The sequence below is a fragment of the Amycolatopsis umgeniensis genome, assembly GCF_014205155.1.
Taxonomy (GTDB): Bacteria; Actinomycetota; Actinomycetes; order Mycobacteriales; family Pseudonocardiaceae; genus Amycolatopsis; species Amycolatopsis umgeniensis.
This window is the reverse complement of the sequence record NZ_JACHMX010000001.1, coordinates 8,766,447-8,788,764: the sequence shown is the minus strand read 5'-3', so window position 1 is coordinate 8,788,764 and position 22,318 is coordinate 8,766,447. Positions and strand designations below refer to the sequence as shown.

Here is a 22,318-nt window from a genome sequence, read left to right as displayed (position 1 = left end):
CTCCCGATGAAGGCCTCAGTATTGGATCTTGGCCACCACCGGGTAGTGGTCGGAGGGAATCGTGCCACCGTCGTAATGCACGAGCTGTACCGGGCCGACAGCGGCGAGTGGACGGCCGCCCGCGCGCACGGCGCCGACGTAGTCCAGCGAGTCGCGGTAGGTCGCCGGAACGGACTTCGCGGCGTTCGGGTTCGTCGCCGCGTCGAAGGTGTACGCGCCTTCGCCGGTCGTGCGGAGGACCCCGTCGAGGGCGGCTTCACCCTGCTGGACCTGGGTCCGGCCGGAGCCGTCCTTGCGCCCCTGTCCCGCCCAGTACTCGATGTTCAGATCGCCGGCGATCACGACCGGCTCGCCCGCGGGCGCGTATTTCGTGACCAGGTCCCGGATCTCGCCGAGTTGCGCCATCCGGATCCCGTGCGCCTTCGGCAGCGTCTCCGGTCCCTCGTCGGCCTGCATGTGGGTGCCCGCGATCCAGAGCGGCTTGCCGTTCACGACCAGCCGGGCGAGCGCGGCGCCCTTGTTGGACAGGTAGTCCGCCGTACCCGAGTAGGAATTGCGGAAGACCAGCTGGTGCTGTTCGGTCACCGGCGCCTTGCTCAGCACGGTGACCCCGCCGTTGACCACGATCGGGGAATTCGAGCAGTTCCCGTTCACCGTGGTCCAGCCCGGCGAGGTCTTGCAGTACTGGCCGACGAGTGGCGTCTGGTGCGGCCAGACGTCCTTCAGCCGGTTCCGCATTTCCTCCGCCTGCGCGCTGAACGCCTCGTCCAGGACGACGACGTCGGCGTCGTTCGCGCGGATGACGGCCTCGGCCGCGCGGGCCCTCGCCTGCTTGTCCGAGGTGTTCGGGCTGGCGATCCACGGCAGCTGCCAGATGTTGAAGGCCATGACCTTCACCGAGACGGCGGCTTGGGCGGGGACCGCGGTTCCGGCGAACATGGCGGCGGCGATGGCGAGTAGGGCGAGCTTCCGCACGAAAGACCCTTCCGGTGTCAGGAGACGACGAACGTCCGGGAAGTCCCGCTGAACGCGGAGATCGTCCCGTTCCAGCCGTTCTTCCAGTTGCCGAAGTGGACCACGCGGTATTTGCCGATCGGGGCGTTCGCGGGGATCTTCCAGTGGACGACGGCTTTCGATTCGGCGACGAAAGTCCGCGCCCAGTGATACTTGGTGTCCCAGTCTCCGTCGTCGGCGTGGCGGACCCACTTGCCGTCGACGAGCCGCTGGATCTCGAGGAACGTGCCGCCGCGCCGGAGGTCGTTCTTCGGATGTCCGGTGACGAATTCGACGGCGACCTGTTCGCCGCGCGCATAGGTGCTCTTCGCGTCGGCCAAGACGTCGCCGAAGGACTTGAACGCGGGCGCGCTGTCGAAGACGACCCCGGGCTGGAAGTTGATCAGCTTGCCGCGCAGATCGCGCGGCGTCGGCCCGTGCGGCACCGGCCTGCCTGCCTTCATCGCGGCCGCGAGCTTGGCGAATTCCTGCTGGTACGCGGGAAGCGTGTACCGGCCGTAGAGGGTCGACGCGCCTTCGTACTGCTGCGAGTCGTACTCCTCGGGCGTGGTGACGTATTGGCTGTAGGCGTTGGAGTAGCCCTGGACGAGCACGTTCTCCAGCGGGACGCCGAGTTCGGCGGCGACGGTGCGGCGCAGGCGCAGCCCGGAGACGATCGTCAGCTCGGCGGGCACGGCCACGAGGTGCAGCTGTCCGATCCGGACGATCTGCAGCGGCAGGACCTCCGGCGTCCACGGGTACGGCTTCATCGCGCCGAACGGGACGGCGACCACCTTCGGCGCCTGCGCGTCGGCGAGCGCCTGCGGGATCGGCGCGTCGATGCCGCCGAGCCAGTCGATGAACGGGTTCTTCACGCCTTCCGGGAGCGGCAGGCCGGGGCCGTCCTCGCGGCTTCCCGCCAGCATCGACACCCCGATCGCGGCGGTGCAGGTGTGCTGCGGCCGTCCGTTCGGCGTGTACTTCGCGTCGACCTCGACGTCGGACATGTCGACGTAGCACATCCGGTGGTCGACGCCGCCGGTCACGGCTTCGGCGGCCGCGTCGAAAGCGCTCTTCGCCGCGCGGAACTGGAGGTCGCCGATGGTGCGGGTGTTCTCGAACTCCGTCTCCGGCGTTCCCGGCGTCAGGTTCAGGTTCGGGCTCATGTCGCCGGTGTTGGTCTGCGGGAACGCGGCGACGAACCGCGGATTCCCGTCGAGGTAGCGCACGCCGGCGTGGTCGTGCTCCCACTCGTAGGCGGCGTACCCCTTGTTGTCGCCGCTGATCAGGTGGTTGCCGTTGCTCATCGACGTCCCGTGCGTGGCGAACCAGCTGATCGCGCCGACGTCGGCGCCGTTCTGGCTGAACCGCAGCACCGTGACGGCCGGGTCGATCGCCTGCGGGAAGTGGTCCTTGTCCGCCTTCGGGTTCAGGTCGAAGGCCTTGCGGGAGCGGTTGACGCTCGCCTTGGTCAGTTCCGCGCGGCCGAGCCGGATGGACCCGGGCGCGAGGCTCGCGTGCGCCCGGCTGATGGCCTCGAAGATCCCGTCGACGACAGCGTCGTAGACCTCCTGCTGGAACCCGAGGATCGCCAGATCGTAGGCGGCGTAGTGGGAATCGCCGCCGCACGCGGAGTGGGTGTGCGTCGCGTTGAGGAGCACGTTCTGCTCGGAGTAGAGCTCGCCGTACGCGGCTTTGAGCTTGCGCATCACGCCCTGATGGACGGACTGGAACAGCGCACCGAGATCGGCCGTCACGAACGCGATCCGCTTGGCGCCGTCGTCGACCACGAAGGCCCGTGCCCGGGTGCGGAGATGGATGCCGGCGGTCTGCTGCTGCGGCATCGAGTAGCCCATCATGCCGTTCTCGGCGGCGGGACCGGTGACGTCGGAGATGCCGACGCCGACGCGGAAACCCTGCTGGGCCCCGGTTTGCGCCGCCTGTGCGCTCGTCGTGCCGAGCACGCCGGCCGCGACCGGCAAGGCCGCCGCACCCGCAAGAACCCGCCTCCGGCTCACCGCCATGAGTAGCACCTCCCGGCCACGAACATGAACCGACTTCATGTTCGTGGCCGGGACGCTACGTGATGGGGCTCACCGTCGCAACCCACGGAAGGCCCGGGGGCTGAAGGGGCCTTTCCCCGCATAAGACGCGGCGAAGGGCGCTTTCCCTGCATGCGATGCGGGGAAAGCGCCCTTCAGCTCCGGCTACGAAAGGGTCTCCGCGACCTTCGCGAGCGTGGCGGCATCGCCCCGCAGGAGCAGCGTGGTCACCACGGTCTCCTCCCAGGCGGCGAGCTCGTCACGGATCTTTTCCGCGGGCCCGATCAGCGACGTGTCCTCGACCAGCGACGTCGGGATCGCGGCAACCGCCTCGTCCTTGCGACCGGCCAGGTACAGCTCCTGGACCTTGTCCGCGACGTCCTCGTACCCCATCCTGGCGAACACGTCGTGATGGAAGTTGACCGATTTCGCGCCCATACCGCCGATGTAGAGCGCCAGCGACGGTTTGATCCAGCTCGCGGCCTCCTCGACGTCGTCGTGGACGAGCACCGGGACGGACGCGGCGACCTCGAAATCGTCGAAACCGTGCCTGGCGCCGGGGCGCGAGAAGCCCTCCTGCAGCGCCGTCCGGTAGAAGTCGTCGCTCTTGGGCGAGAAGAACAGCGGGAGCCAGCCGTCGCAGATCTCCGCCGACAGCGCCACGTTCTTCGGCCCCTCGGCGGCGAGGAAGATCGGGATCTCCTTGCGGAACGGGTGCACTGTGGACTTCAGCGCCTTGCCGAGCCCCGTTCCGCCCTGCAGCGGCAACTGGAAGTGCTGCCCGTCATGGGTCACCGGCGCCTCACGCGCGACGACCTTCCGCACGATGTCGACGTACTCGCGGGTGCGGGCCAGCGGCTTCGGATAGGGCTGCCCGTACCAGCCCTCGACCACCTGCGGCCCGGACGCGCCGAGCCCTAGTACGAACCGGCCGCCGGACAGATGGTCCAGGGTCAGCGCGTGCATGGCCGTCGCGGTCGGGGTGCGCGCCGACATCTGGACGATGTTGGTGCCGAGCTTGATCCGGCTGGTCGACGCGCCCCACCAGGCGAGCGGGGTGAAGGCGTCCGAACCGTAGCCCTCGGCGGTCCACACGGAATCGAAGCCGAGCTCTTCGGCCTTCAGCACCGCGTCCAGCGCGCCCTCGGGCGGGCCGGAGGACCAGTAACCGAGGTGGTAACCCAGCTTCATCGAGGCTCCTAATCAGACGTTCGGCGAGTAGTGCTCGGGTTTGCCCCGCTCCGAAAGCGGCGGAAGGTTCCTCGCGGGAGTCTCGACCAAGGGCGCGTCCGTGGCCAGTTCGCCACGCTCCCGGCGCCAGCCCGCCCTGGCGCGCGGGTGGTAGCGACGGTCCCGCGGAACCAGCTTGAACGCCGCGTTGATCAGTTTCCCGATCCGCCGGTGCCGACGCTCGTCGCGTTCGGTCCAGGTGTACCCGAGCCGCTCGCGGATCGGCGGGTCGTACAACCCGACGGTCAGCCAGACGAAGTTCCGCGCGACCTGCCCGCGCACCAGCTTCCACGCGAAATCCGGCAGCCAAGGCAGGAAATGCGGTTTCGGGAGGTCTTTGATGTCGAGGACGTCGCGCGTGGCCTTGTTGTCCTCCAGGACGTCCTCGCACATGCGCTTCCAGTACAGCTGGAAGTCCTCCCAAGACTCCGGCACCGGGCGCATGCTCATGCCGTACATCTCGTACCACTGCACGTGCTCGTCGAACAGCTTCCGCTTCTCGGCCTCGCCGATGCCGCCGACGAAGTTGTCGGCGATGAGGATCGCGCTCATGAAGAACGTCGAGTGCGCCCAGTAGAAGGTGTCCGGGTTGAGCGCGTGATAGCGCCGCCCCTGCTTGTCCACGCCCTTGATCCGGTCGTGGTAACCGCGCACCTCCAGCGCCGTCTGCCGAGCGCGCGGGCCGTCGTAGATCACTCCCCCGATCGGGTACAACGAGCGGAACAGCCGCTGCCAGCGCTCCTCGAAGAACCGCGAGTGCTCCTCGACCCCCGCGCCCAGCTCGGGGTGCATGTTCTGCATGGATCCGGCCCAGAGCGCGATGAGCAGCCCACGCCAGTCGCCGAAGTACTTCCAGGTCAGCGAATCCGGTCCCAGCGGCCGCGGCTGTGTCATCCCCGGTCTCCTCAATGAGCTGGTTAAATTGACCACAACTGTTGTCAGGTTAAAGTTGACAACGGCCGTAGTCAACAAGAGGAGCCGATCATGGCCGGCCGCAGCTGGGCAGGCACGACCCTGGACGACCGCAAGGCCGCGAGACGGGAGCAACTCGTCGACGCGGGCCTCGACCTGCTCGGCACCCAGGGCAGCGCCGGGGTGAGCGTCCGCGCGGTGTGCCGTCACGCCAAGCTGACGGAGCGGTACTTCTACGAGAGCTTCGCCGACCGCGAGGAACTGGTCGTCGCGGTCTACGAGCACATCGGCGAGCAGGCCCGGCAGGCCCTGGTCGACGCCGTCAGCGATACGGCCGAGCCCGCGGAACGGGCGAAGGCCGCCGTCCGCGCGTTCGTCGGCTTGATGCTCGACGACCCGCGCAAGGGCCGCGTGCTCCTGCTCGCGCCGATCACCGATCCCGCGCTGACCACCCGCGGGATCGCGCTCCTCCCCTCGTTCGCGGAACTGGTCAGCGGGCAGTTGTCCCACGGCGACGCGGCCGAACGGCAGATGACGTCGATCGGCCTGGTCGGCGCGCTGAGCAACGTGTTCATCGCCTACCTCGACGGCTCGCTCAAAGTGAGCCGCGAGCGCCTGATCGACCATTGCGTCCGCCTCGTGCTCGGCGCCGACCGTCAGCCCTGATCCCGTTCGGCGGCCAGCTGCAGGGCGATGTCGATGATCATGTCCTCCTGCCCGCCCACGTATTTCGCGGCGCCGACGCGGTAAAGGATCTCGTGCGCCGGGACGTCGTAGCGTTCGGCGGCGCGCTCCGCGTGCAGCAGGAAACTCGAGTACACGCCCGCGAAACCCTGCACGATCGACGACCGGTCCATCACCGGCAGCCGCGTGATGTACGGCTTCACGACGTTCTCGGCCGCGTCCATCAGCACGTCCTTGTCGACGCCGGTGCGGATCCCGAGCCGCTCGAACGTCGCCGCGAGGACCTCGGTCGGCGAGTTGCCGGCACCGGCGCCGAGCGCCACGAGCGAGCCGTCGATCTGGCGGGCGCCGGCGCGGTAGGCGAGCACCGAGTTCGCGACGCCGAAGCTCAGGTTCTGGTGCCCGTGGTACCCGACCTGCGCCTGGTCCCCGAATTCCGCCACCAGCGCGGCGACGCGTTCGCTCGCGTCCTCCAGGATCAACGCGCCCGCGGAGTCGACGACGTACACGCACTGGCAACCGGCGTCGACCATGATCCGGCCCTGTTTCGCCAGCGCTTCGGGCGTGGACATATGGGACAGCATCAGGAAACCGACCGTCTCCAGCCCGAGATCCCGAGCCGCGCCGAAATGCTGGACGGAGACGTCGGCCTCGGTGCAGTGTGTCGCGATCCGGACAGCGCCCGCGCCGAGGTCGGCCGCCGCGCGCAGATCGCCGACCGTGCCGAGCCCCGGCAGGAGCAGCACCGCGATCTTCGCGTGACGGGCCTCGTCGACCGCCGCGGCGATCAGTTTCCGCTCGTCGACCAGGGAGAAGCCGTAGTTGAACGTCGAGCCGCCGAGTCCGTCGCCGTGGCTGACCTCGATCAGCGACACCCCGGCGTCGTCCAGCGCCCGGACGGTGTCGCGCACGTTCTTTTCGGTGAACTGGTGCGCCATGGCGTGGCTGCCGTCGCGCAGGCTCGTGTCGACGAGCCGGACCGCGCGGTCGCTCTCGTCCCACTTCACGCCGCCACCCCCTGAGTGGCCAGCAGGTCGCCGACGCGGGCGGCCGCGGCCGTCATGATGTCGAGGTTCCCGGCGTACTTCGGCAGGAAGTCCCCGTTCCCGGCGACCTCCAGGAACACCGCGACCCTCGCCTGCCCGCTCCAGCCCTGCCGGGGTGGGTCGTACTGCGGATCCGCCTTGAGCGTGTAGCCCGGCACGTACCCCTGCACGGTCTCGACCATCCGGTGGATGGATTCGGTCACCGCGTCGAAGTCCGCGTCCGGGTCGATCGCGCAGAACACCGTGTCGCGCATGATCATCGGCGGTTCGACCGGATTGATGATGATGATCGCCTTGCCCCGGCTCGCTCCCCCGACGATTTCGATCCCGCGCGCCGTGGTCGCGGTGAACTCGTCGATGTTGGCCCGGGTGCCGGGTCCGGCCGAGCGCGACGAGACCGACGCGACGATCTCGGCGTAGGGCACCGGGGTCACCCGGGACACCGCTCGCACGATCGGGATGGTGGCCTGGCCGCCGCAGGTGATGAGGTTGACGTTCGGCACGTCCAGCCGTTCGGGCAGGCCGACCGCCGGGCAGGTGAACGGGCCGACCGCGGCCGGGGTCAGATCGATCGCGCGGATCCCGGCGGTGGCGTAGCGCGGCGCGTTGGCCAGATGCGCCTTCGCCGAGGTCGCTTCGAAGACCAGGTCCGGCAGCTCGTCGCGGGACAGCAGCCAGTCGACGCCCCCGGCGGAGGTCTCCACTCCCAGCTCGGCGGCCTTGGCCAACCCGTCCGAGTCCGGATCCACGCCGACCATGTACCGCACCTCGACGTGGTCGCTGCGCCTCAGCTTCGCGAGCAGGTCGGTTCCGATGTTCCCGGGACCGACGATCGCGGCCACCGCTTTCCGTTGCGCCATGTCAGGTGACGCTCCCCGAGCGGATAGGGCACACTCAACCCATGCGTGCCGCTGGGCGGAACGACGACCCGGAACGAACCGGAGCGGACGGCCTCGTCGCCGCCCGCGTCACCGCGCTGCTCTCGGCCTTCCGTCCCGGCGACGACGCCCTCGGCGTTTCCGAGCTGGCGCGGCGGACCGGGCTGGCGAAATCGACCGTCCACCGGCTCACCGGTCATCTGGTCGCGACAGGGCTTCTCGAACGCGAGGACGCGGCACTGAGGCTCGGGCTCAAGCTGTTCGAGATAGGCCAACTGGCGGTACGGCGCCGTGGACTGGTCGAGGCGGCGCGCCCGTATCTCGCCGATCTCCGCGAGGCGACCCGCAACACCGTGCATCTCGCGGTCCTGGAGGGCACCGAGGTCGTCTATCTCGACATCCTGCGCGGCCCCGACGCGCCGTCGCTGCCGTCCCGGATCGGTGGCCGTTTTCCCGCGCACGCCACCGGCGTCGGGAAGGCGATCCTCGCCTTCTCCCCGGAATCCGTTGTGACGCAAGTGATCGACGCCGGTTTGCCCAGGGTCAGCGTCCGCACGATCACCGCGGCAGGACTGCTGCGCCGTCAGCTCGCCAAGATCCGCGGCGAGGGCATCGCGTTCGAACGGGAGGAGTCCGGCGTCGGCGTCGTCTGCGCCGCGAGCCCGCTGCTCGACGCGAAAGGTGTTGCGGTGGCGGCGTTGTCGATCTCCGGCTGGGCGAATCGCATGCACACCAACCGCGTCGCGCCCGCCGTCCGGACCGCGGCTTTGGCCCTGTCTCGCACTTTGTAGTTTATCGCGCGATCGGGATCGCGCTACCAGGGCGCAACTCCGAAAATCACTTACCGAACGCGAAAAGGCGCCCTGCCATCGCGATCCCGAGGCCTGTCGGCCAAAACGCGCGACTTCAAGTGATCAAAAGACTTTCGTCCTTCAGCCATGGTCACTTCGGCTGTGGTCATGTCGGGATTCCAAGGCTAGGCTTCCCGGGTGGCCCAGCACCGGGGGAACGCGCCACCGGGCCGAATCCCCGTCAGTATCGACGGCCGTCGCCGGGTGGAGACGGCCGCACGGCGGTTGCTGTCCATCGACGTCGTCCTCACCCTCCTCGTGGTCACCGGCGGCGTGCGTGTGCTCAATCTGGCGTCGCCGTCCCCGTCCCCCGCCAGCGAACCGGCGACCGTCGCGCAGGTCTTCGCCTTGAGCCACCTCACTTCCTTCACCGGCACCGGCGAAACCGGGACGTCGCCGTTCGGCTGGATCCAGCTCGCCGGGTACGCGCTGATCTCGCGCGCGTTCGACCGGAACACCGTCCCGGTCACGGCGGTCCGCGAAACAATGGTCTTCGCGGCCGTGCTGTGCGCGGTCCTGTTGTGGATCCTCGCGCGACGGCTGGGCTTGCCGTTCTGGGCGGCGACCACGGCCGTCGTGCTGATGGCCGTTTCGCCGCTCGCGATCGGCCTGCAACGGGTGGCGATCGTCGAGCACCTCGCCGTCACCTGGGTGCTGGCCGCTCTCGTCCTCGCCGCGACACCCCGCGAGCGGGCGCGACCGTGGCACGACGTCCTGGCCGCGCTGTGCCTGCTGGCGGCGGTGCTCACGTCACCGCTGTCCCTACTGGCGTTGCCCGCGGCGGGCTGGCTGCTCGCCCGGCGGCGCGAGGACTCCCGGGTCGCGTTCACCGCCGTGGTGTTCACGCTCGGCCTCGGCGTCGCTTTCGGACCGGCGGGTCCGGCGCTGCGCCCGGAGCTGCCCACCCCGGGACCGCCGGGTATCGCCACCTGGGTCGCGCTGGATCCGGTGCTCGTCGTGCTGTCGATGGTCGCGATCGTCGCCGGGATGGTCCTGCCCCGCACCCGGCCGCTCGCCGTGTCGGCGTTGCTGATCGCCGCTGTCCTCGCCTGGCCCGCGATCCCCGTCGAACTCCCTCTCGCCCTCCTGATCCCGCTGACGCCGCTGCTCATCGCCGAAGTCGCGGCGACGGTCGCGGCGGGCAGGCGGCCCGCCGGGCATCGCCTGGTCCCGATCCGCCGTCCGGTGTCCGCCGTCGTGCTGGCCGTGGTGCTGGCCCTCGTCTCCGTCGCGGGCTGGGTGCACGGTTTCGGCAGGCTGAGACCGGAGCCGTCCGCCGGTCTCGCGCTCACCCAGGCACGGGAATGGTTGCGGGACAACGCTTCCGGCGCCGTCGTCCTGGTCGACGACGCGAGCTGGACCGCACTCGCCGCCGGCGGCTGGCCGACCGGTTCCCTGATCCCGATCGGCTCTTGTCCGTCGACCTGCGCGGCCCCGGAATGGGCCGTGCTGACCGCGTCCGGGCAACGCGACCGGCCGCGTTTCCCGGCCGCGTCGGCGTTTCTCGACGGCACCGACAAGGTCGCGGTCTTCGGCTCCGGACCGGACACGGTCACCGTCTCGCGCTTCGGCGAGCCCTCGGATCCGGCAGGCGAGACCGACGAATCAGGGGCGCGCTCTCGCGCCGGGGCGGCGTTGGCGTCCTCGCAGCGGATCGGCTGTGAAGGGCGCACCCGGGACGCGCTGAACGCGGGCGAGGTCGACCCCCGGCTCATCGCCACCGTGGCCGCGCTCGCCACCCTCCAGCCCGTGCGCCTGGTCGACTTCCCTTCCGCGCCAAGCGAAGCCGCCGCAGGTCAGCCGCTACGCCGTCTGGTCGTCTCCGGTAACGACGAAGGTGCCATCGCCGACTTCTACACCGGTCAGCGCACCACGTTCGAACCCGCGTCCGTCACCCGTGTGCCGGGCGGGGTGCTCGTGACGTACCCGCTGTTCCCGCCGTCCGGGCTGCTCACGCCGTTCTCCGCACCCTGATCCCCGGCAAGAAAGGTCCCCGCCATGCGTCCTCTCAAGGCCCTGCTGAGACCCGCCGGCCTGCTTGCCGCTGCACTACTCCTGCTCGGGGGCCTGCCGCTCCCGGCGAACGCGGCCCCCGGTCCCGGGGTCGGCTGGATCCGCGTCGGTCACCTCTCCCCCAAGGTCCCGCCGGTCGACGTCTATTTCGCCGCTTTCGGCAAGGCCGAGAAGGTCGTGATCCGCAAGGCGGGCTACGGCGCGGTGACGCCGTACTCCTCGGTGGCTCCCGGCGCGTACACGATTTCGATGCGGCCCGCCGACGCGGCCGCGTCCTCACCTCCCGCGCTGAGCGCGACGATCGAGATCAAGGAAACGAGCGCGTACTCCCTGCTGGTGTTCGCGAACGGACCCGGCGGCGGCCTGCAGGGCGATCTGGTCCAGGACGATCTGACCGCGCCCGCGGCGGGCAACGGCCGGGTGCGCGTCGTGCAGGGTTCGGCCGCGCTGGCCCCGGTGACCGTCACCGGACCGGACGGGAAGGCCGTGGCGAGCGACGCCGCGTACGGTGTCACGACGCCTTACACCAACCTTCCCGAAGGACGCTGGCCGCTGAAGCTGACCTCCGGCGGCGCGTCGTCCGAGTCCACGGTGGACGTCAAGGCCGGGTCGACGACCAGCCTGCTGGTGACGGAGAACGGCGCCGGATTGAAGACCGAGCCGATCGCCGATGGCGCCACTCTGCCGGATCCGCCGAAGCTCGGTGTCGAGACCGGCGGTGGCGGGACGGCGGAGAATTCCCTGCCATGGTGGCCTTTCGCAGCTCTTCCGGTGCTGGCCGCGCTGACCGTCCTGGCGATCCGGCGGCGCCCGGTACATGACCGCTGACCGCGCCGCCTTTGTCCTCTTAGGACTCATCGCACTGGCCGGTTGCGCACCTGCCGAGGCCCCTTCGCTCCCGGCGGGGACGGTGGCGCCCGCCGTGTCCGGCCCGCTCCCGCTCCCCGCCAGGGCCGAGGTTTCGCCGGTCCGGCTGACCATCCCGGCGATCGGTTTCGACCAGACCGGCCTGATCCCGCTCGCGCTCGGTGCGGCGGGTGAACTCCAGGCACCCGAACGGTTTTCCGACGTCGGCTGGTACGAGGACGGCCCGGTGCCCGGCGACCCCGGCCCCGCCGTCCTCGCGGCGCACGTCGATTCGCGCTCCGGACCGGCGCCGTTCCACCGGCTGCGCGAACTGCGCTCCGGCGACGAGGTGCGGGTCGCGCGGTCCGACGGCGGCGAGGTCGTGTTCCGGGTCGACTCGGTGCAGCGCTACCCGAAGAACGAGTTCCCGACGCAGGCCGTCTACGGCCCCGCGCCGGGGAGCGCGCTCCGGTTGATCACCTGCGGCGGCAGCTTCGATGCGGCGAAACGGTCCTATCGGGACAACGTCGTCGTGTACGCCTCACAGCGCTGGGACTAACCCTCGGCGGACCAGCTCCGGCCGCACCCCTTCGCCGAACCAGTACGCCTCCTCCAGATGCGGGTATCCGGAGAGGACGAACTCCTCGATGCCGTGCGAGTGGTACTCCTCGATGAGGTCGGCGACCTCACGGTGGCTGCCGACGAGCGCGGTGCCCGCACCGCCGCGCACCAGGCCGATCCCGGCCCACAGGTTCGGATGGATCTCCAGACCGCGGACGCCGCCTTCGGTGTTTCCCTTGTTCAGCGCCGCCATGCGCTGCTGGCCGACGGACTCGCTGGCGGACAGCTGCTTCTGGGTGTGGGCGATCCGCTCGGGGTCGATCGCGTCGAGCAGTTTGCCCGCCTCCGCCCACGCTTCCGCCGCCGTGTCACGGGAGAGGGTGTGCAGCCGGATGCCGAAGCGGAGTTTCCGGCCCTGTTCCTCCGCGAGCTCGCGGACCTTCGCGATCTTCTCGGCGACCTGTGCGGGCGGCTCGCCCCACGTCAGGTAGACGTCGGCGTGCCTCGCCGCGATCGGCAGCGCCGCCGCGGACGAGCCGCCGAAGTAGATCGGCGGCACCGGGTCCGGCGCCGCGCGCGTGGTCGCGCCCTCGACCTTCAAGTGTTCGCCGTCGAAGTCGAACGGCTTGCCGCTCCACACCCCGCGCACGATCTCGAGGAACTCGCCGGTCCGGGCGTAGCGCTGGTCGTGGTCGTGCCAGTCACCGAAGCGGCGCTGCTCGACCGCGTCTCCGCCGGTGACGACGTTGAGCAGCACGCGTCCTTGCGAGATCCGCTGGAACGTTCCGGCCATCTGCGCGGCCAGTGTCGGCGAGACCGTCCCCGGCCGGAACGCGACGAGGAACTTGAGGCTTCTCGTCTCGCGGATGAGCGCGGCCGTCGTCAGCCAGGCGTCCTCGCACCAGGTCCCGGTCGGGGTCAGCACGCCTTCGAACCCGCTGGCCTCGGCGGCGCGGGCGACCTGCGCGAGATAGTCGAGGCTCGGCTCGCGGGCGGCGGACGCCCCGGCGGCGCGACTGGCGTGGAAGTGCTCCACGATCGTCCGGCCGTCACCGGTGGTGGGCAGGAACCAATGCAGCTTGAGCGTCACGGTTCCGAGCTTCGGCTTCCGGGACGGGCCGGGTCAATCGGCACGCCCTCGCGTCCCGCGATCTGGACGCCTGCCGCCCCTGGGCCCGGTCCGTGAAGGGCCCCTTGCCTACCCTGAAGGTAGTGAAGGAGTCCTTCACGGAACTCGAGCGACCAGGGTCCCCACAGTGGTGGGTCAGGAGTGCCTCAGCCGCCGAACATCCGCCGCCATTCGGCCGGCGACTTCGGCTGGAACACGAAGTTCGTGTCCTTCACCCGCGAAAGGTTCGCCGACGGTTCGGCCGAATACTGGTGTCCCGGGTAGACGACCGGATCCCCGTCCAGCCCGGCGAGCCACTGCAGGCTCCGGTAGATCGCTTCCGCGTCACCGCCGGGGAAATCGGTCCGGCCGCAGCCTTCGAGGAACAGCGTGTCGCCCGAGACGAGCCGTCCGTCGACGAGGAAGCACTGACTGCCCGGTGTGTGCCCCGGCGTGTGCAGCAGCCGGATCGGCACCGCGCCGACCTCGAGGACCTCGTCGTGCTCGTGCGAGCGAAGATCGGTTTCCGAGACGCCGGTGGTGCGGCGGACCCACTCGGCTTCGGCGCCGTTGACGTGGATCGGCACCTGGACGCGTTCCAGCAGCTCCGCGATCCCGGGCAGTGAGAAGCCCATCATCTCGCCGCCGACGTGGTCGGGGTGGTGATGCGTGGCGAGCACCCCGGTGAGCCGCATGCCGTCGGCTTCCAGCAGGTCGAGCAGGTCGCCCACGGCGTACGCCGGATCGACGAGGACCGCTTCGTTCGTCTCCCTGTCACCGATCAGGTAGGCGAAGTTGACCATCTGCGTCGCGACCGGATCCCCCACCGCGAAGTCACGGCCCGCGAGCAATTGCCGGAAGTACAGCCTGTCAGCCATGCGCACACCTTACGGCGCTATTCGCCGACCGTTCCGTCGGCCAGCTCCCGCAAGATGTCCAGGTGCCCGACGTGCCGCGCCGTCTCCTGCACGACATGGGCCAGCACCCAGCGGACGGTGAACTTCCCCGACCGGCGCGCCCGCTCGTCCGGCGAGACCCCGGCCAGCGACGACTCCGAAAACGCCCACTCGGCGCGGTATGCCTCGACGACCGAGCGCGGGTCGTCGCCCTCTGCCAGGTCCCAGCTCGGATCCGGTGAGCCTTCCCACAGCGACGGCAGATCCGCGCCGCCCGCCTCGATCGAGAGCCACCAGCGCTCCACCGCGGTCAGGTGTTTGAGCACGCCCAGCGCGCTCATCCGAGGGGACACGGGCAGCGGCGTCGCGGCCGCTTGCTCCCTGGTCAGCCCGGCGACCTTGTTCACCGCGGTGGCACGGAGGAAGCGCAGGAAGTCCCACTGGATCCCGGCCTCGTCCTCGGCGATCGCGTCCGGCCAGGACCGGTCCACTGGTTCTGCAGCACTCGAACTCGTGTTCGACATCCGGCCACTCTACACATCGGACAGGACTAGGCTGACGCTCCATGTGGTGGGGATTGATCTGCGCGTTCTTCGCGGCCTGTGCGTACGGCGTCGCTTCGGTGATGCAGGCGATCGCCGCGAAGGCGACTTCAGGCGACGAAGACCGCGTCGATCCCAAGCTCCTCGTGCGGGTGCTTCGGCAGTGGAAGTTCGTCGCGGGGCTCGCGCTCGACGTCATCGGCTTCGTCGCCCAGCTCGTCGCCCTGCGCGTGCTGCCGCTGTTCGTGGTCCAGGCGGCGCTGCCGGGAAGCCTCGCCGTGACAGCGGTCGCGGCGCGGGCGCTCGGTGTCCGGTTGGGACGTCGCGAGTGGACGGCGGTGGCGGTCGTCTGCGCCGGGCTCGCGCTGCTCGGGATGTCGGCCGAGAGCGAAGGCTCGGCGGCGACCGGGCTGGGCTTCCGGCTCGTGCTGATCGGCGCGGTGGTCGTACTCGGCACGGCCGGGATGCTCGCCGGCCGCGCGTCGCGGCGGATCCGGACACCGGCGCTGGGCCTGATCGCCGGACTGTGCTTCGGCGTGGTCGCCCTCTCCGGCCGTGTGCTCACCAGTCTCACCCCGCTGGACCTGCTGACCGACCCGGCCACGTACACGCTCGCCGTGGCGGGCGCGCTGGCGATGTTGTTCTACGCCACCGCGTTGCAGCGCGGCAGCGTCACCACCTCGACCGCGATGATGGTGATCGGCGAGACCGTCTTGCCTTCCCTCATCGGGGTTCTCGTACTCGGCGACACCACGAGACCCGGGTTCGCGGCGGTGGCGGTGGTCGGATTCGCGCTCGCGGTTTCGGCGGCGCTGGCGCTGGCCCGCTTCGGCGAGCCCGCGCCGATCGAGCCGGTCAGCGCGCAGGTCGGCTGACCCCGCGCCGGGACACCAGCAGCCAGGCCAGGTACAGCCCGCCGATCGCCCCGGTCACGAGACCGACGGGCAGGCCGGCGAACAACTGCTGGGTGATCAGGTCGCTCGTCACCAGCAGGAGCATGCCCATCAGCGCGGACGCGGCGAGCCCGGGCCCCGAGGATCGCGTGAGCCGCTTCGCCAGCTGAGGCGCCGCGAGGGCGAGGAACGCGATCGGACCGGCGGCAGCCGTCGCGATCGAGCACAACCCGACGCTGACGCCGAGGAGCACCAGCCGGCTCCGCTCGACGGGCACGCCGAGCCCCTTGGCCGAGTCGTCGCCCATCTCCAGCAGGGAAAGCCTTCTGCCGTAGACGAAGCCGGGCGGCAGCAGGACGGCGATCGCGATCGCCACCGGGACGACGTGTTCCCAGCCGCGTCCGTTGAGCCCGCCGACCAGCCAGGCCTGCGCCGCGAGGCCGTCCTGCTGGGCGGCCCTGGTGATCAGATAGGAGTTGAACGCGATGAGCATCGCGTTCACGCCGATCCCGACGAGGATCAGCCGGAAGGCGTGCACACCGCGTTTGAACGCGAGCAAAGCGATCAACGCCGCCGTCGTGACGCCGCCGACCAGCGCGCCGAACGAGACCTGGAGCATCCCGCCGTGCACCACGATGATCGTCAGCAGCGCCCCGGCGGCCGCGCCTTCGGTGAAGCCGATGAAGTCGGGGCTGCCCAAGGGGTTCCCGGAGAGGCTCTGCAGGATCGCGCCGCTGACCGCGAGCGCACCGCCGACCAGCAGCGCGGTCAGCAGCCGAGGCAGCCGCAAGGTCGTCACGATGAACTCGGTGCTCCGGTCGCCGAAGCCGAACAGCGTCTGGATGACCTCGCCGACCGACAGCGGGTAATCGCCGGTGGTCATGCTGACGGCGCCGACGAAGAACACGGCGATGGCCAGCAGAGCGACGACGATCGCCGCCCTCGGGGTGACCCGCAGGGAAAGTCCGCCGCCCAGGGTGCGCAGGACACGGGTGCTCATCGGTGGCTCCTTGATCGCGGTCCCCTTGCCTGGTGTCACAGCCGGGCCAGCTTCCTGCGACGGCAGAGCGCGATGAACACCGGCGCGCCGAGGAACGCGACCACGATGCCCGCCTGCAGTTCCTCCGGCGGGTTCAGCACGCGGCCGACGACGTCGGCGCCGATCAGCGCGATCGGCGCGAGCAGCATCGAGTACGGAAGGACCCATCGCTGATCCGGGCCGACCAGCATGCGCGCGGCGTGCGGCACGGCGAGCCCGAGGAACAGGACCGGCCCGATGGCGGCGGTACCCGCGCCGCAGAGCAGCATCACCACGATCGCGCCGAACACGCGGGTGCGGCCCACGTGGGCACCCAGCGCCTTGCCGGTCTGGTCTCCGAGCGCGAGGATGTTGAGCGGCCGGGCGAGCAGCAGCGCGATGATCGCGCCGATCACGACGAACGGCGAGATCTGCCAGAACACGTCCCATTTCCGGCCGCTGAGCGAACCGACGTTCCAGAACCGGAACTGGTTGAACGTCTCGGGCATCAGCAGCAGGACACCGACGATGTAGGCCTGGAGCACCGCCATGACCGCCGAACCGGCGAGCACGAGGCGGTCCGGCGTGGCGCTGCGCCCGGCCGAGCCGAGGACGTACACCACGACCGAGGCGATCGCCGCCCCGGCGAAAGCGAACCAGATGTAGCCGAGCACGCTGGTGACACCGACGAAAGCGATACCGGAGACGACCGCGGCGGCAGCGCCGGTGTTGACCCCGAGAAGGCCGGGATCGGCGAGCGGATTCCGGGTCAGCGCCTGCATCACCGCGCCCGCCAGACCGAACGCCGCGCCGACGACCACGCCCAGCAGGGTCCGCGGGATGCGGAGGTCGTGGATGATCACCGCGTCGGTCGAGCCGTCGTTGTGCCACAGCACCGACCAGGTGGACGTGAACGGGATGCTCTTCGATCCCACCCAGATGCTGAGCAGGAACACGAGCGCCAGCAGGGCGAGCCCGAGCACCAGACCGCCCGCGCGGAACGTCCGTGCCACCGTGCTCGGCGGGGACGTCTCGGCGGGCGCGCGTTCGGCGACGACCACGGAACCTCCTTCGAATGAGGCGAGGCTAACCGAACGCCGGAGTTCACCTCAACGAGCTGTCTACTTAGACTAGCCTTACCTACCCCAGAGAACGGAGGCGCCGGTGTCCGCAACGGCCACCACCAGCCGGAGCGTCCTGCGCCAGGCGATTTCCGGGCAGCGACGACAAGTCACGCTCGCATCCGTGCTCGCCGCGTGCCATCAAGGCGGCGAAGCACTCGTCCCGGTGATCATCGGCGTGGTGATCGACCAGGCCGTCGCCGGCCGCTCGGTGGGCACGCTCGTGTTCTGGCTCGCCGTACTCGGCGTGGTCTTCGCGGCGCTGTCCTATAGCTACCGGTTCGCCGCGCGCGCGGCCGAGGGCGCCTCGCTCCGGGCGGCGCACGACATCCGCCTCGCGATCAGCAGACGCGTCCTGCATCCCGGTGGCGGTGCCGAAAGCGGCAAGCTGGCCGGCGAACTGGTCAACATCGGCACCAGTGACGCGCAACGGGTCGGGGTCGTGAACGCGGCGCTGCCGTTCGGGATCGCCGCGCTCGCCGGGGTCCTGGTCAGCGCCGTCGCGCTGCTGCGCATCTCGCTGCCGCTGGGCCTCCTCGTCCTCCTGGGCACGCCGCCGCTGCTGTACCTCGCGCATCTCATCGGCAAACCGCTGGAGCGCCGCAGCGAAGCCGAACAGGAACGGTCCGCGCACGCTTCGGGCGTCGCCACGGATCTGGTGTCCGGCCTGCGGGTGCTCAAGGGCATCGGCGCCGAACCCGCCGCCGTCGCCCGCTACCGCGACACGAGTCAGAACTCGCTCAGGGCAACCCTGCGCGCCGCGCGGGCCAAGGCCTGGCACGACGGCGCCGTACTCGCGCTGACCGGGATCTTCATCGCGATCGTCGCCCTCGTCGGCGGGCACCTCGCGTCGTCGGGTTCGATCAGCGTCGGCGAACTCGTCGCGGCGGTCGGGCTCGCCCAGTTCCTGCTCACCCCGTTCCTGATCTTCGCGTGGGTCAACGGCGAACTGGCTCAGGGCCGCGCATCGGCGTCCCGGGTCGCCGATCTGCTGACCACGCCGACGGTGGTCGGGGCGGGCGATGGCGAACTCCCCTCCCCCGCCGCCGGGAACGTCCGGTTCACCGACGTCTCGTACGGCAGCCTCCGCGGAGTCGACCTCGAGATCCCCTCCGGGCAGCTGGTCGGTGTCGTCGCCACCGATCCGGCCGCCGCGACCGACCTGCTCGATTGCCTCGGCAGGGCGGGTGATCCCACCGGGGGCAAGGTCCACGTCGACGGCGTCGATCTGTCCACTGTGGACCCCGAACGTGTCCGCGAAGTCGTCCTGGTCGCCGCGCACGACGCGGACCTGTTCGAAGGAACGCTGGCGGAGAACGTGGGCACCGCCCCGGACGAGGCACTGGCCGCGTCGGCGGCGGACGAGGTCGCGGCGGCGTTGCCGGACGGCACCGCGACCGCGGTCACCGAACGCGGGCGTTCCCTTTCCGGCGGCCAGCGGCAGCGCGTCGCCCTCGCCCGCGCCCTCGCCGCGGACGCGCCGGTGCTCGTCGTCCACGATCCGACGACGGCGGTCGACACCGTGACCGAGGCGAAGATCGCCACCGGACTCGCCCGGCTACGACAAGGACGGACCACGATCCTGGTAACCACGAGTCCCGCCCTCCTCGCCGTCGCCGACCGCGTCGTCGTCCTCGACGGCGGCCGGGTCACGGGTGAAGGCGGCCACGCCGACCTCGCGCGCGATCGCGCCGACTACCGCGCGGCGGTGCTGTCATGACCCGCGAACTCCTCCCGACCGCGGACGGCAAGCGGATCCGCGCGGTCCTCGGCGAACTGCTCCGCACCTCGAAAGCCCGGGCCGCCGGAGCGCTCCTGATGCTCGTCGGCGCGACCGCGATCGGGCTGCTCACCGCTCGGCTGCTCGGCCACATCGTCGATCTCGTCATCGAGAAACGCCCCGCGACCGAACTGACCACCCCGGTGGTGGCGCTGGTCCTGGTCGCCATCGCCCAGGCGATCGCGACGGCGCTGGGTGTCTCGCTGACCGCGAGGCTCGGCGAGACTTTGCTGGCGGAACTGCGCGAAAGGTTCGTCGACAGGGCACTGAGCCTCCCGCTCGAGCAGGTCGAACGCGCGGGTTCCGGCGACCTGACCGCGCGGGTCACCAACGACGTCACGGTGGTCGCGAGGGCGGTGCGCGACGCCTTGCCCGAACTGGGCCGCTCGGCGCTCACCATCGTGCTGACGCTCGGCGCCCTCGCCGTCCTCGACTGGCGGTTCCTCCTGGCCGCGCTGCTGGCGACGCCGATCCAGCTGCACACTGTGCGCTGGTACGTCCGCAACGCCGTCCCGTTGTACGCGAAGCAGCGGATCGCGACGGGATCGCAACAGCAGCAACTACTCGACACGATCGGCGGCGCGAAGACCGTCCGCGCGTTCCGTCTCGCCGACGCCCACGTGGAGCGGGTCCGGCAGCGGTCCGAAGGCGCGATGGAGCTGATGCTGCGCGGTGTCCGGCTGATGACGACGTTCTTCGCCCGGCTCAACCTCGCCGAGTTCGTCGGCCTCTCGGCCGTGCTCGCGGCCGGTTTCCTGCTGGTGGGCGCCGACGCGGTGACCATCGGCGCGGCGACCGCGGCGGCGTTGTACTTCCACAGCCTGTTCGGCCCGATCAACACCGCGCTCGCGCTGGTGGACGACGCGCAGGCGGCCGCCGCGAGCCTCGCCCGGCTGATCGGCGTCGCCGACCTCCCCGCGCCGCGCGAGCCCGAGCGGCCCGCGAAACCCGTTGACGCGTCGGTGAAGGCTGCCGGGATCTTCCACTCCTATGTGGACGGACACCCGGTGCTGCGCGACGTCGACCTGAGTCTCGCACCCGGTGAGCGGGTCGCGCTGGTCGGCGCGAGCGGCGCCGGGAAGACGACGCTGGCCAAGCTGATCGCCGGGATCCACACCCCGGGCTCGGGCACGGTGTCCGTCGGCGGGGTCCCGCTCGACGAACTCGGGCCGTCCGCCACCCGGCAGGCTGTCGCGCTGATCAGCCAGGAGGTGCACGTGTTCGCCGGTTCGCTGTCGGACGACCTCCGGCTGGCCCGGCCCGACGCGTCCGACACGGAACTGTTGGCGGCACTGGACAAAGTCGGCGCGCGCGGCTGGGCAGAGGCGCTGGGCGACGGTCTGGCGACCGTGGTCGGCGAGGGCGGGCACCAGCTGACGGTCACCCAATCCCAGCAGCTGGCGCTGGCAAGACTGGTCCTCGCGAACCCGCCGATCGCGATCCTCGACGAGGCCACCGCCGAGGCCGGGAGCGCGGGCGCGAAGACCCTCGAAGCCGCCGCGGCGGCCGCGCTCGAAGGCAGGACCGGTCTCGTCGTCGCGCACCGGTTGACGCAGGCGGCTGCCTCGGATCGCGTCGTCGTGCTCGACGCGGGCGTGGTCGTCGAAAGCGGGACGCACGACGAACTCGTGGCCTCCGGTGGTCAGTACGCAACGCTTTGGGCGGCCTGGTCGGACAACCGTTCACGGACGTGACCCGGGACGCAGCGCCGCCGGTTGCAATCGGACGGTCAGCGTCTTAGGTTAGCCAAACCTGAATTTCGATTAATCCGGCATTTCGCCGGATTGCCGATCAAGAAGGACGGATGATGGCCCGAATCCCCACCCTCTCCGCCGCGCGGGGGCGCCTGAAGACCGCCGGCGTGCTGGCGTCCACCCTGGTGCTGGCCGCCTCGCTCACCGCGTGCGGAGGTGGCGGCGAGTCGGCCAACCCGGCCGCGCAGAACTCCGCGGGCTCGGCGGTCGACGCGAACGCGTTCCCGACCACGATCGAGCACAAGTACGGCAGCACCACCATCACCCAGGAGCCCAAGCGCGTCGTCACGGTCGGGCTGACCGAACAGGACGCGCTGCTCGCCCTCGGCGTGGTCCCGGTCGGCGTCACCGAGTGGCTCGGCAAGTTCCCCGGCACCATCGCCCCGTGGGCGACCGACAAACTCGGCGGCGCCGCGCTGCCCGAGGTCCTCAAGGACGTCGACGGTCCGCAGTACGAGAAGATCGCCGCGCTCAAGCCGGATCTGATCATCGCGCTGTACTCCGGCCTCACCAAGGAGCAGTACGACAAGCTGGGCCAGATCGGCGTCCCGGTCGTCGCGCAGCCCAAGGAGTACAACGACTACGGCATCCCGTGGCAGGAGGCGACCAAGAAGGTCGGCCAGGCCGTCGGGCGCGCGACCAAGGCCAACGAGCTGGTCAAGGGCGTCGAGGACAAGTTCGCCCAGGTCCGCAAGGAGCACCCGGAATTCGCGGGCAAGTCGGCCCTGATGGCCTCGACCTACGAGGGCTACTTCGTCTACGGCAGCCAGGACCCGCGCTCGCGCATCCTCGAATCCCTCGGCTTCAAGCTGCCCGCCGACCTCGACGCCGCGATCGGCGACAAGTTCGGCAAGAGCATCAGCGCCGAACGGACCGACCTGCTCGACCGCGACGCGCTCGTGTGGCTCATCGACACCCCGGCGAAGGCGCAGGAGATCCTCGGCAAGGACGCCCTCTACACCGGCCTGAAGGTGGCGAAGGAAAAGCGTGAGATCTTCGTCGAGAACGAAGGAACCTACGGCAGCGCTGTCTCCTTCGTGACCGTGCTGAGCGTGCCGTACGTGGTCGACCGGATCGTCCCGCAGCTCACCGCCGCGGTCGACGGCGACCCGAAGACCGAGGTCAAACCGGCTTCCTGAGCCCTTTCGGG

The 22,318-nt window shown here is 70.3% G+C and carries 20 protein-coding genes; 9 read left to right on the top strand and 11 right to left on the bottom strand.

Annotation, left to right across the window (positions count from 1 at the left end; all coding sequences use genetic code 11):
- Positions 1-15: 15 nt before the first annotated feature.
- The 4 genes from HDA45_RS39955 to HDA45_RS39940 all read right to left on the bottom strand — a co-directional run bounded on the left by HDA45_RS39955 (position 16) and on the right by HDA45_RS39940 (position 5,159).
- Positions 16-975, bottom strand: coding sequence for an endonuclease/exonuclease/phosphatase family protein (locus HDA45_RS39955; RefSeq protein WP_184904434.1), 960 nt, complete (start codon positions 973-975; stop codon positions 16-18).
- A gap of 17 nt (positions 976-992) precedes the next feature.
- On the bottom strand, positions 993-3,017 hold the full coding sequence (locus HDA45_RS39950) for a neutral/alkaline ceramidase (RefSeq protein ID WP_184904431.1): 2,025 nt from the start codon (positions 3,015-3,017) through the stop codon (positions 993-995).
- Positions 3,018-3,200: 183 nt separating this feature from the next.
- Complete coding sequence (locus HDA45_RS39945) at positions 3,201-4,226, bottom strand: LLM class F420-dependent oxidoreductase (protein ID WP_184904429.1); 1,026 nt, start codon at positions 4,224-4,226, stop codon at positions 3,201-3,203.
- Positions 4,227-4,238: 12 nt separating this feature from the next.
- The gene (locus HDA45_RS39940; protein ID WP_184904427.1) at positions 4,239-5,159 is read right to left on the bottom strand and encodes an oxygenase MpaB family protein; all 921 of its coding nucleotides are present in this window, start codon (positions 5,157-5,159) and stop codon (positions 4,239-4,241) included.
- A gap of 90 nt (positions 5,160-5,249) precedes the next feature.
- On the opposite strand from HDA45_RS39940, the gene HDA45_RS39935 reads away from it, so the two are divergent.
- Complete coding sequence (locus HDA45_RS39935) at positions 5,250-5,843, top strand: TetR/AcrR family transcriptional regulator (RefSeq protein WP_184904425.1); 594 nt, start codon at positions 5,250-5,252, stop codon at positions 5,841-5,843.
- Here HDA45_RS39935 and dmpG read toward each other — a convergent pair.
- Both dmpG and HDA45_RS39925 read right to left on the bottom strand, forming a co-directional pair.
- Positions 5,834-6,868: a 4-hydroxy-2-oxovalerate aldolase gene (gene dmpG / locus HDA45_RS39930; protein WP_184904423.1), complete on the bottom strand. Its 1,035-nt coding sequence runs from the start codon at positions 6,866-6,868 to the stop codon at positions 5,834-5,836. The genes HDA45_RS39935 and dmpG overlap by 10 nt on opposite strands.
- Positions 6,865-7,767 (bottom strand): acetaldehyde dehydrogenase (acetylating), encoded by a 903-nt coding sequence (locus HDA45_RS39925; RefSeq protein WP_184904421.1) that lies wholly within the window; start codon positions 7,765-7,767, stop codon positions 6,865-6,867. Before HDA45_RS39925 ends, dmpG begins: the two co-directional genes overlap by 4 nt.
- Before the next feature lie 41 nt (positions 7,768-7,808).
- Between HDA45_RS39925 and HDA45_RS39920 the strand changes: the two genes are divergently transcribed.
- From HDA45_RS39920 to HDA45_RS39905, 4 genes are all read left to right on the top strand, one after another.
- Positions 7,809-8,576 (top strand): IclR family transcriptional regulator, encoded by a 768-nt coding sequence (locus HDA45_RS39920; protein WP_184904419.1) that lies wholly within the window; start codon positions 7,809-7,811, stop codon positions 8,574-8,576.
- Between the two features lie 198 nt (positions 8,577-8,774).
- Positions 8,775-10,610: a glycosyl transferase gene (locus HDA45_RS39915; protein WP_184904417.1), complete on the top strand. Its 1,836-nt coding sequence runs from the start codon at positions 8,775-8,777 to the stop codon at positions 10,608-10,610.
- Between the two features lie 24 nt (positions 10,611-10,634).
- Positions 10,635-11,477 (top strand): DUF4397 domain-containing protein, encoded by an 843-nt coding sequence (locus HDA45_RS39910; RefSeq protein ID WP_184904415.1) that lies wholly within the window; start codon positions 10,635-10,637, stop codon positions 11,475-11,477.
- Complete coding sequence (locus HDA45_RS39905; RefSeq protein WP_184904413.1) at positions 11,467-12,054, top strand: class F sortase; 588 nt, start codon at positions 11,467-11,469, stop codon at positions 12,052-12,054. The genes HDA45_RS39910 and HDA45_RS39905 overlap by 11 nt, the downstream gene beginning before the upstream one ends.
- Here the strand turns inward: HDA45_RS39905 and HDA45_RS39900 are convergent.
- The 3 genes from HDA45_RS39900 to HDA45_RS39890 form a co-directional block, all read right to left on the bottom strand.
- Positions 12,037-13,146: an LLM class flavin-dependent oxidoreductase gene (locus HDA45_RS39900; RefSeq protein WP_184904410.1), complete on the bottom strand. Its 1,110-nt coding sequence runs from the start codon at positions 13,144-13,146 to the stop codon at positions 12,037-12,039. The genes HDA45_RS39905 and HDA45_RS39900 overlap by 18 nt on opposite strands.
- 185 nt (positions 13,147-13,331) lie before the next feature.
- Positions 13,332-14,042, bottom strand: coding sequence for an MBL fold metallo-hydrolase (locus HDA45_RS39895; protein ID WP_184904409.1), 711 nt, complete (start codon positions 14,040-14,042; stop codon positions 13,332-13,334).
- Positions 14,043-14,059: 17 nt separating this feature from the next.
- The gene (locus HDA45_RS39890; RefSeq protein WP_184904407.1) at positions 14,060-14,584 is read right to left on the bottom strand and encodes a DinB family protein; all 525 of its coding nucleotides are present in this window, start codon (positions 14,582-14,584) and stop codon (positions 14,060-14,062) included.
- Between the two features lie 41 nt (positions 14,585-14,625).
- Here HDA45_RS39890 and HDA45_RS39885 point away from each other — a divergent pair, with 41 nt between their 5' ends.
- Positions 14,626-15,477 carry a DMT family transporter gene (locus tag HDA45_RS39885; protein ID WP_184904405.1) on the top strand — a complete coding sequence of 284 codons (852 nt, stop codon included), beginning with the start codon at positions 14,626-14,628 and terminating at the stop codon, positions 15,475-15,477.
- On the opposite strand, the gene HDA45_RS39880 is transcribed toward HDA45_RS39885, so the two are convergent.
- Both HDA45_RS39880 and HDA45_RS39875 read right to left on the bottom strand, forming a co-directional pair.
- Positions 15,458-16,495, bottom strand: a complete 1,038-nt coding sequence (locus HDA45_RS39880) for a FecCD family ABC transporter permease (RefSeq protein ID WP_184904403.1) — start codon at positions 16,493-16,495, stop codon at positions 15,458-15,460. The genes HDA45_RS39885 and HDA45_RS39880 overlap by 20 nt on opposite strands.
- 35 nt (positions 16,496-16,530) lie before the next feature.
- The gene (locus tag HDA45_RS39875; protein ID WP_184904401.1) at positions 16,531-17,574 is read right to left on the bottom strand and encodes an iron chelate uptake ABC transporter family permease subunit; all 1,044 of its coding nucleotides are present in this window, start codon (positions 17,572-17,574) and stop codon (positions 16,531-16,533) included.
- A gap of 103 nt (positions 17,575-17,677) precedes the next feature.
- On the opposite strand from HDA45_RS39875, the gene HDA45_RS39870 reads away from it, so the two are divergent.
- The 3 genes from HDA45_RS39870 (at position 17,678) to HDA45_RS39860 (ending at position 22,307) form a co-directional block, all read left to right on the top strand.
- Positions 17,678-19,354, top strand: coding sequence for an ABC transporter transmembrane domain-containing protein (locus HDA45_RS39870; protein ID WP_184904399.1), 1,677 nt, complete (start codon positions 17,678-17,680; stop codon positions 19,352-19,354).
- Positions 19,351-21,108, top strand: coding sequence for an ABC transporter ATP-binding protein (locus HDA45_RS39865; protein ID WP_184904397.1), 1,758 nt, complete (start codon positions 19,351-19,353; stop codon positions 21,106-21,108). Before HDA45_RS39870 ends, HDA45_RS39865 begins: the two co-directional genes overlap by 4 nt.
- Positions 21,109-21,221: 113 nt before the next feature.
- On the top strand, positions 21,222-22,307 hold the full coding sequence (locus tag HDA45_RS39860) for an iron-siderophore ABC transporter substrate-binding protein (RefSeq protein WP_184904395.1): 1,086 nt from the start codon (positions 21,222-21,224) through the stop codon (positions 22,305-22,307).
- The last annotated feature ends 11 nt before the right edge of the window (positions 22,308-22,318 follow it).

Bases quoted from the DNA above. Each gene is read 5' to 3' on its own strand.
- HDA45_RS39945 (WP_184904429.1), bottom strand. From the start codon at position 4,226: ATGAAGCTGGGTTACCACCTCGGTTACTGGTCCTCCGGCCCGCCCGAG.
- HDA45_RS39885 (WP_184904405.1), top strand. From the start codon at position 14,626: ATGTGGTGGGGATTGATCTGCGCGTTCTTCGCGGCCTGTGCGTACGGC.
- HDA45_RS39860 (WP_184904395.1), top strand. From the start codon at position 21,222: ATGGCCCGAATCCCCACCCTCTCCGCCGCGCGGGGGCGCCTGAAGACC.
- HDA45_RS39950 (WP_184904431.1), bottom strand. From the start codon at position 3,017: ATGGCGGTGAGCCGGAGGCGGGTTCTTGCGGGTGCGGCGGCCTTGCCG.
- HDA45_RS39910 (WP_184904415.1), top strand. From the start codon at position 10,635: ATGCGTCCTCTCAAGGCCCTGCTGAGACCCGCCGGCCTGCTTGCCGCT.
- HDA45_RS39895 (WP_184904409.1), bottom strand. From the start codon at position 14,042: ATGGCTGACAGGCTGTACTTCCGGCAATTGCTCGCGGGCCGTGACTTC.
- HDA45_RS39905 (WP_184904413.1), top strand. From the start codon at position 11,467: ATGACCGCTGACCGCGCCGCCTTTGTCCTCTTAGGACTCATCGCACTG.
- HDA45_RS39935 (WP_184904425.1), top strand. From the start codon at position 5,250: ATGGCCGGCCGCAGCTGGGCAGGCACGACCCTGGACGACCGCAAGGCC.
- HDA45_RS39920 (WP_184904419.1), top strand. From the start codon at position 7,809: ATGCGTGCCGCTGGGCGGAACGACGACCCGGAACGAACCGGAGCGGAC.
- HDA45_RS39940 (WP_184904427.1), bottom strand. From the start codon at position 5,159: ATGACACAGCCGCGGCCGCTGGGACCGGATTCGCTGACCTGGAAGTAC.
- HDA45_RS39880 (WP_184904403.1), bottom strand. From the start codon at position 16,495: ATGAGCACCCGTGTCCTGCGCACCCTGGGCGGCGGACTTTCCCTGCGG.
- HDA45_RS39925 (WP_184904421.1), bottom strand. From the start codon at position 7,767: ATGGCGCAACGGAAAGCGGTGGCCGCGATCGTCGGTCCCGGGAACATC.
- HDA45_RS39865 (WP_184904397.1), top strand. From the start codon at position 19,351: ATGACCCGCGAACTCCTCCCGACCGCGGACGGCAAGCGGATCCGCGCG.
- HDA45_RS39890 (WP_184904407.1), bottom strand. From the start codon at position 14,584: ATGTCGAACACGAGTTCGAGTGCTGCAGAACCAGTGGACCGGTCCTGG.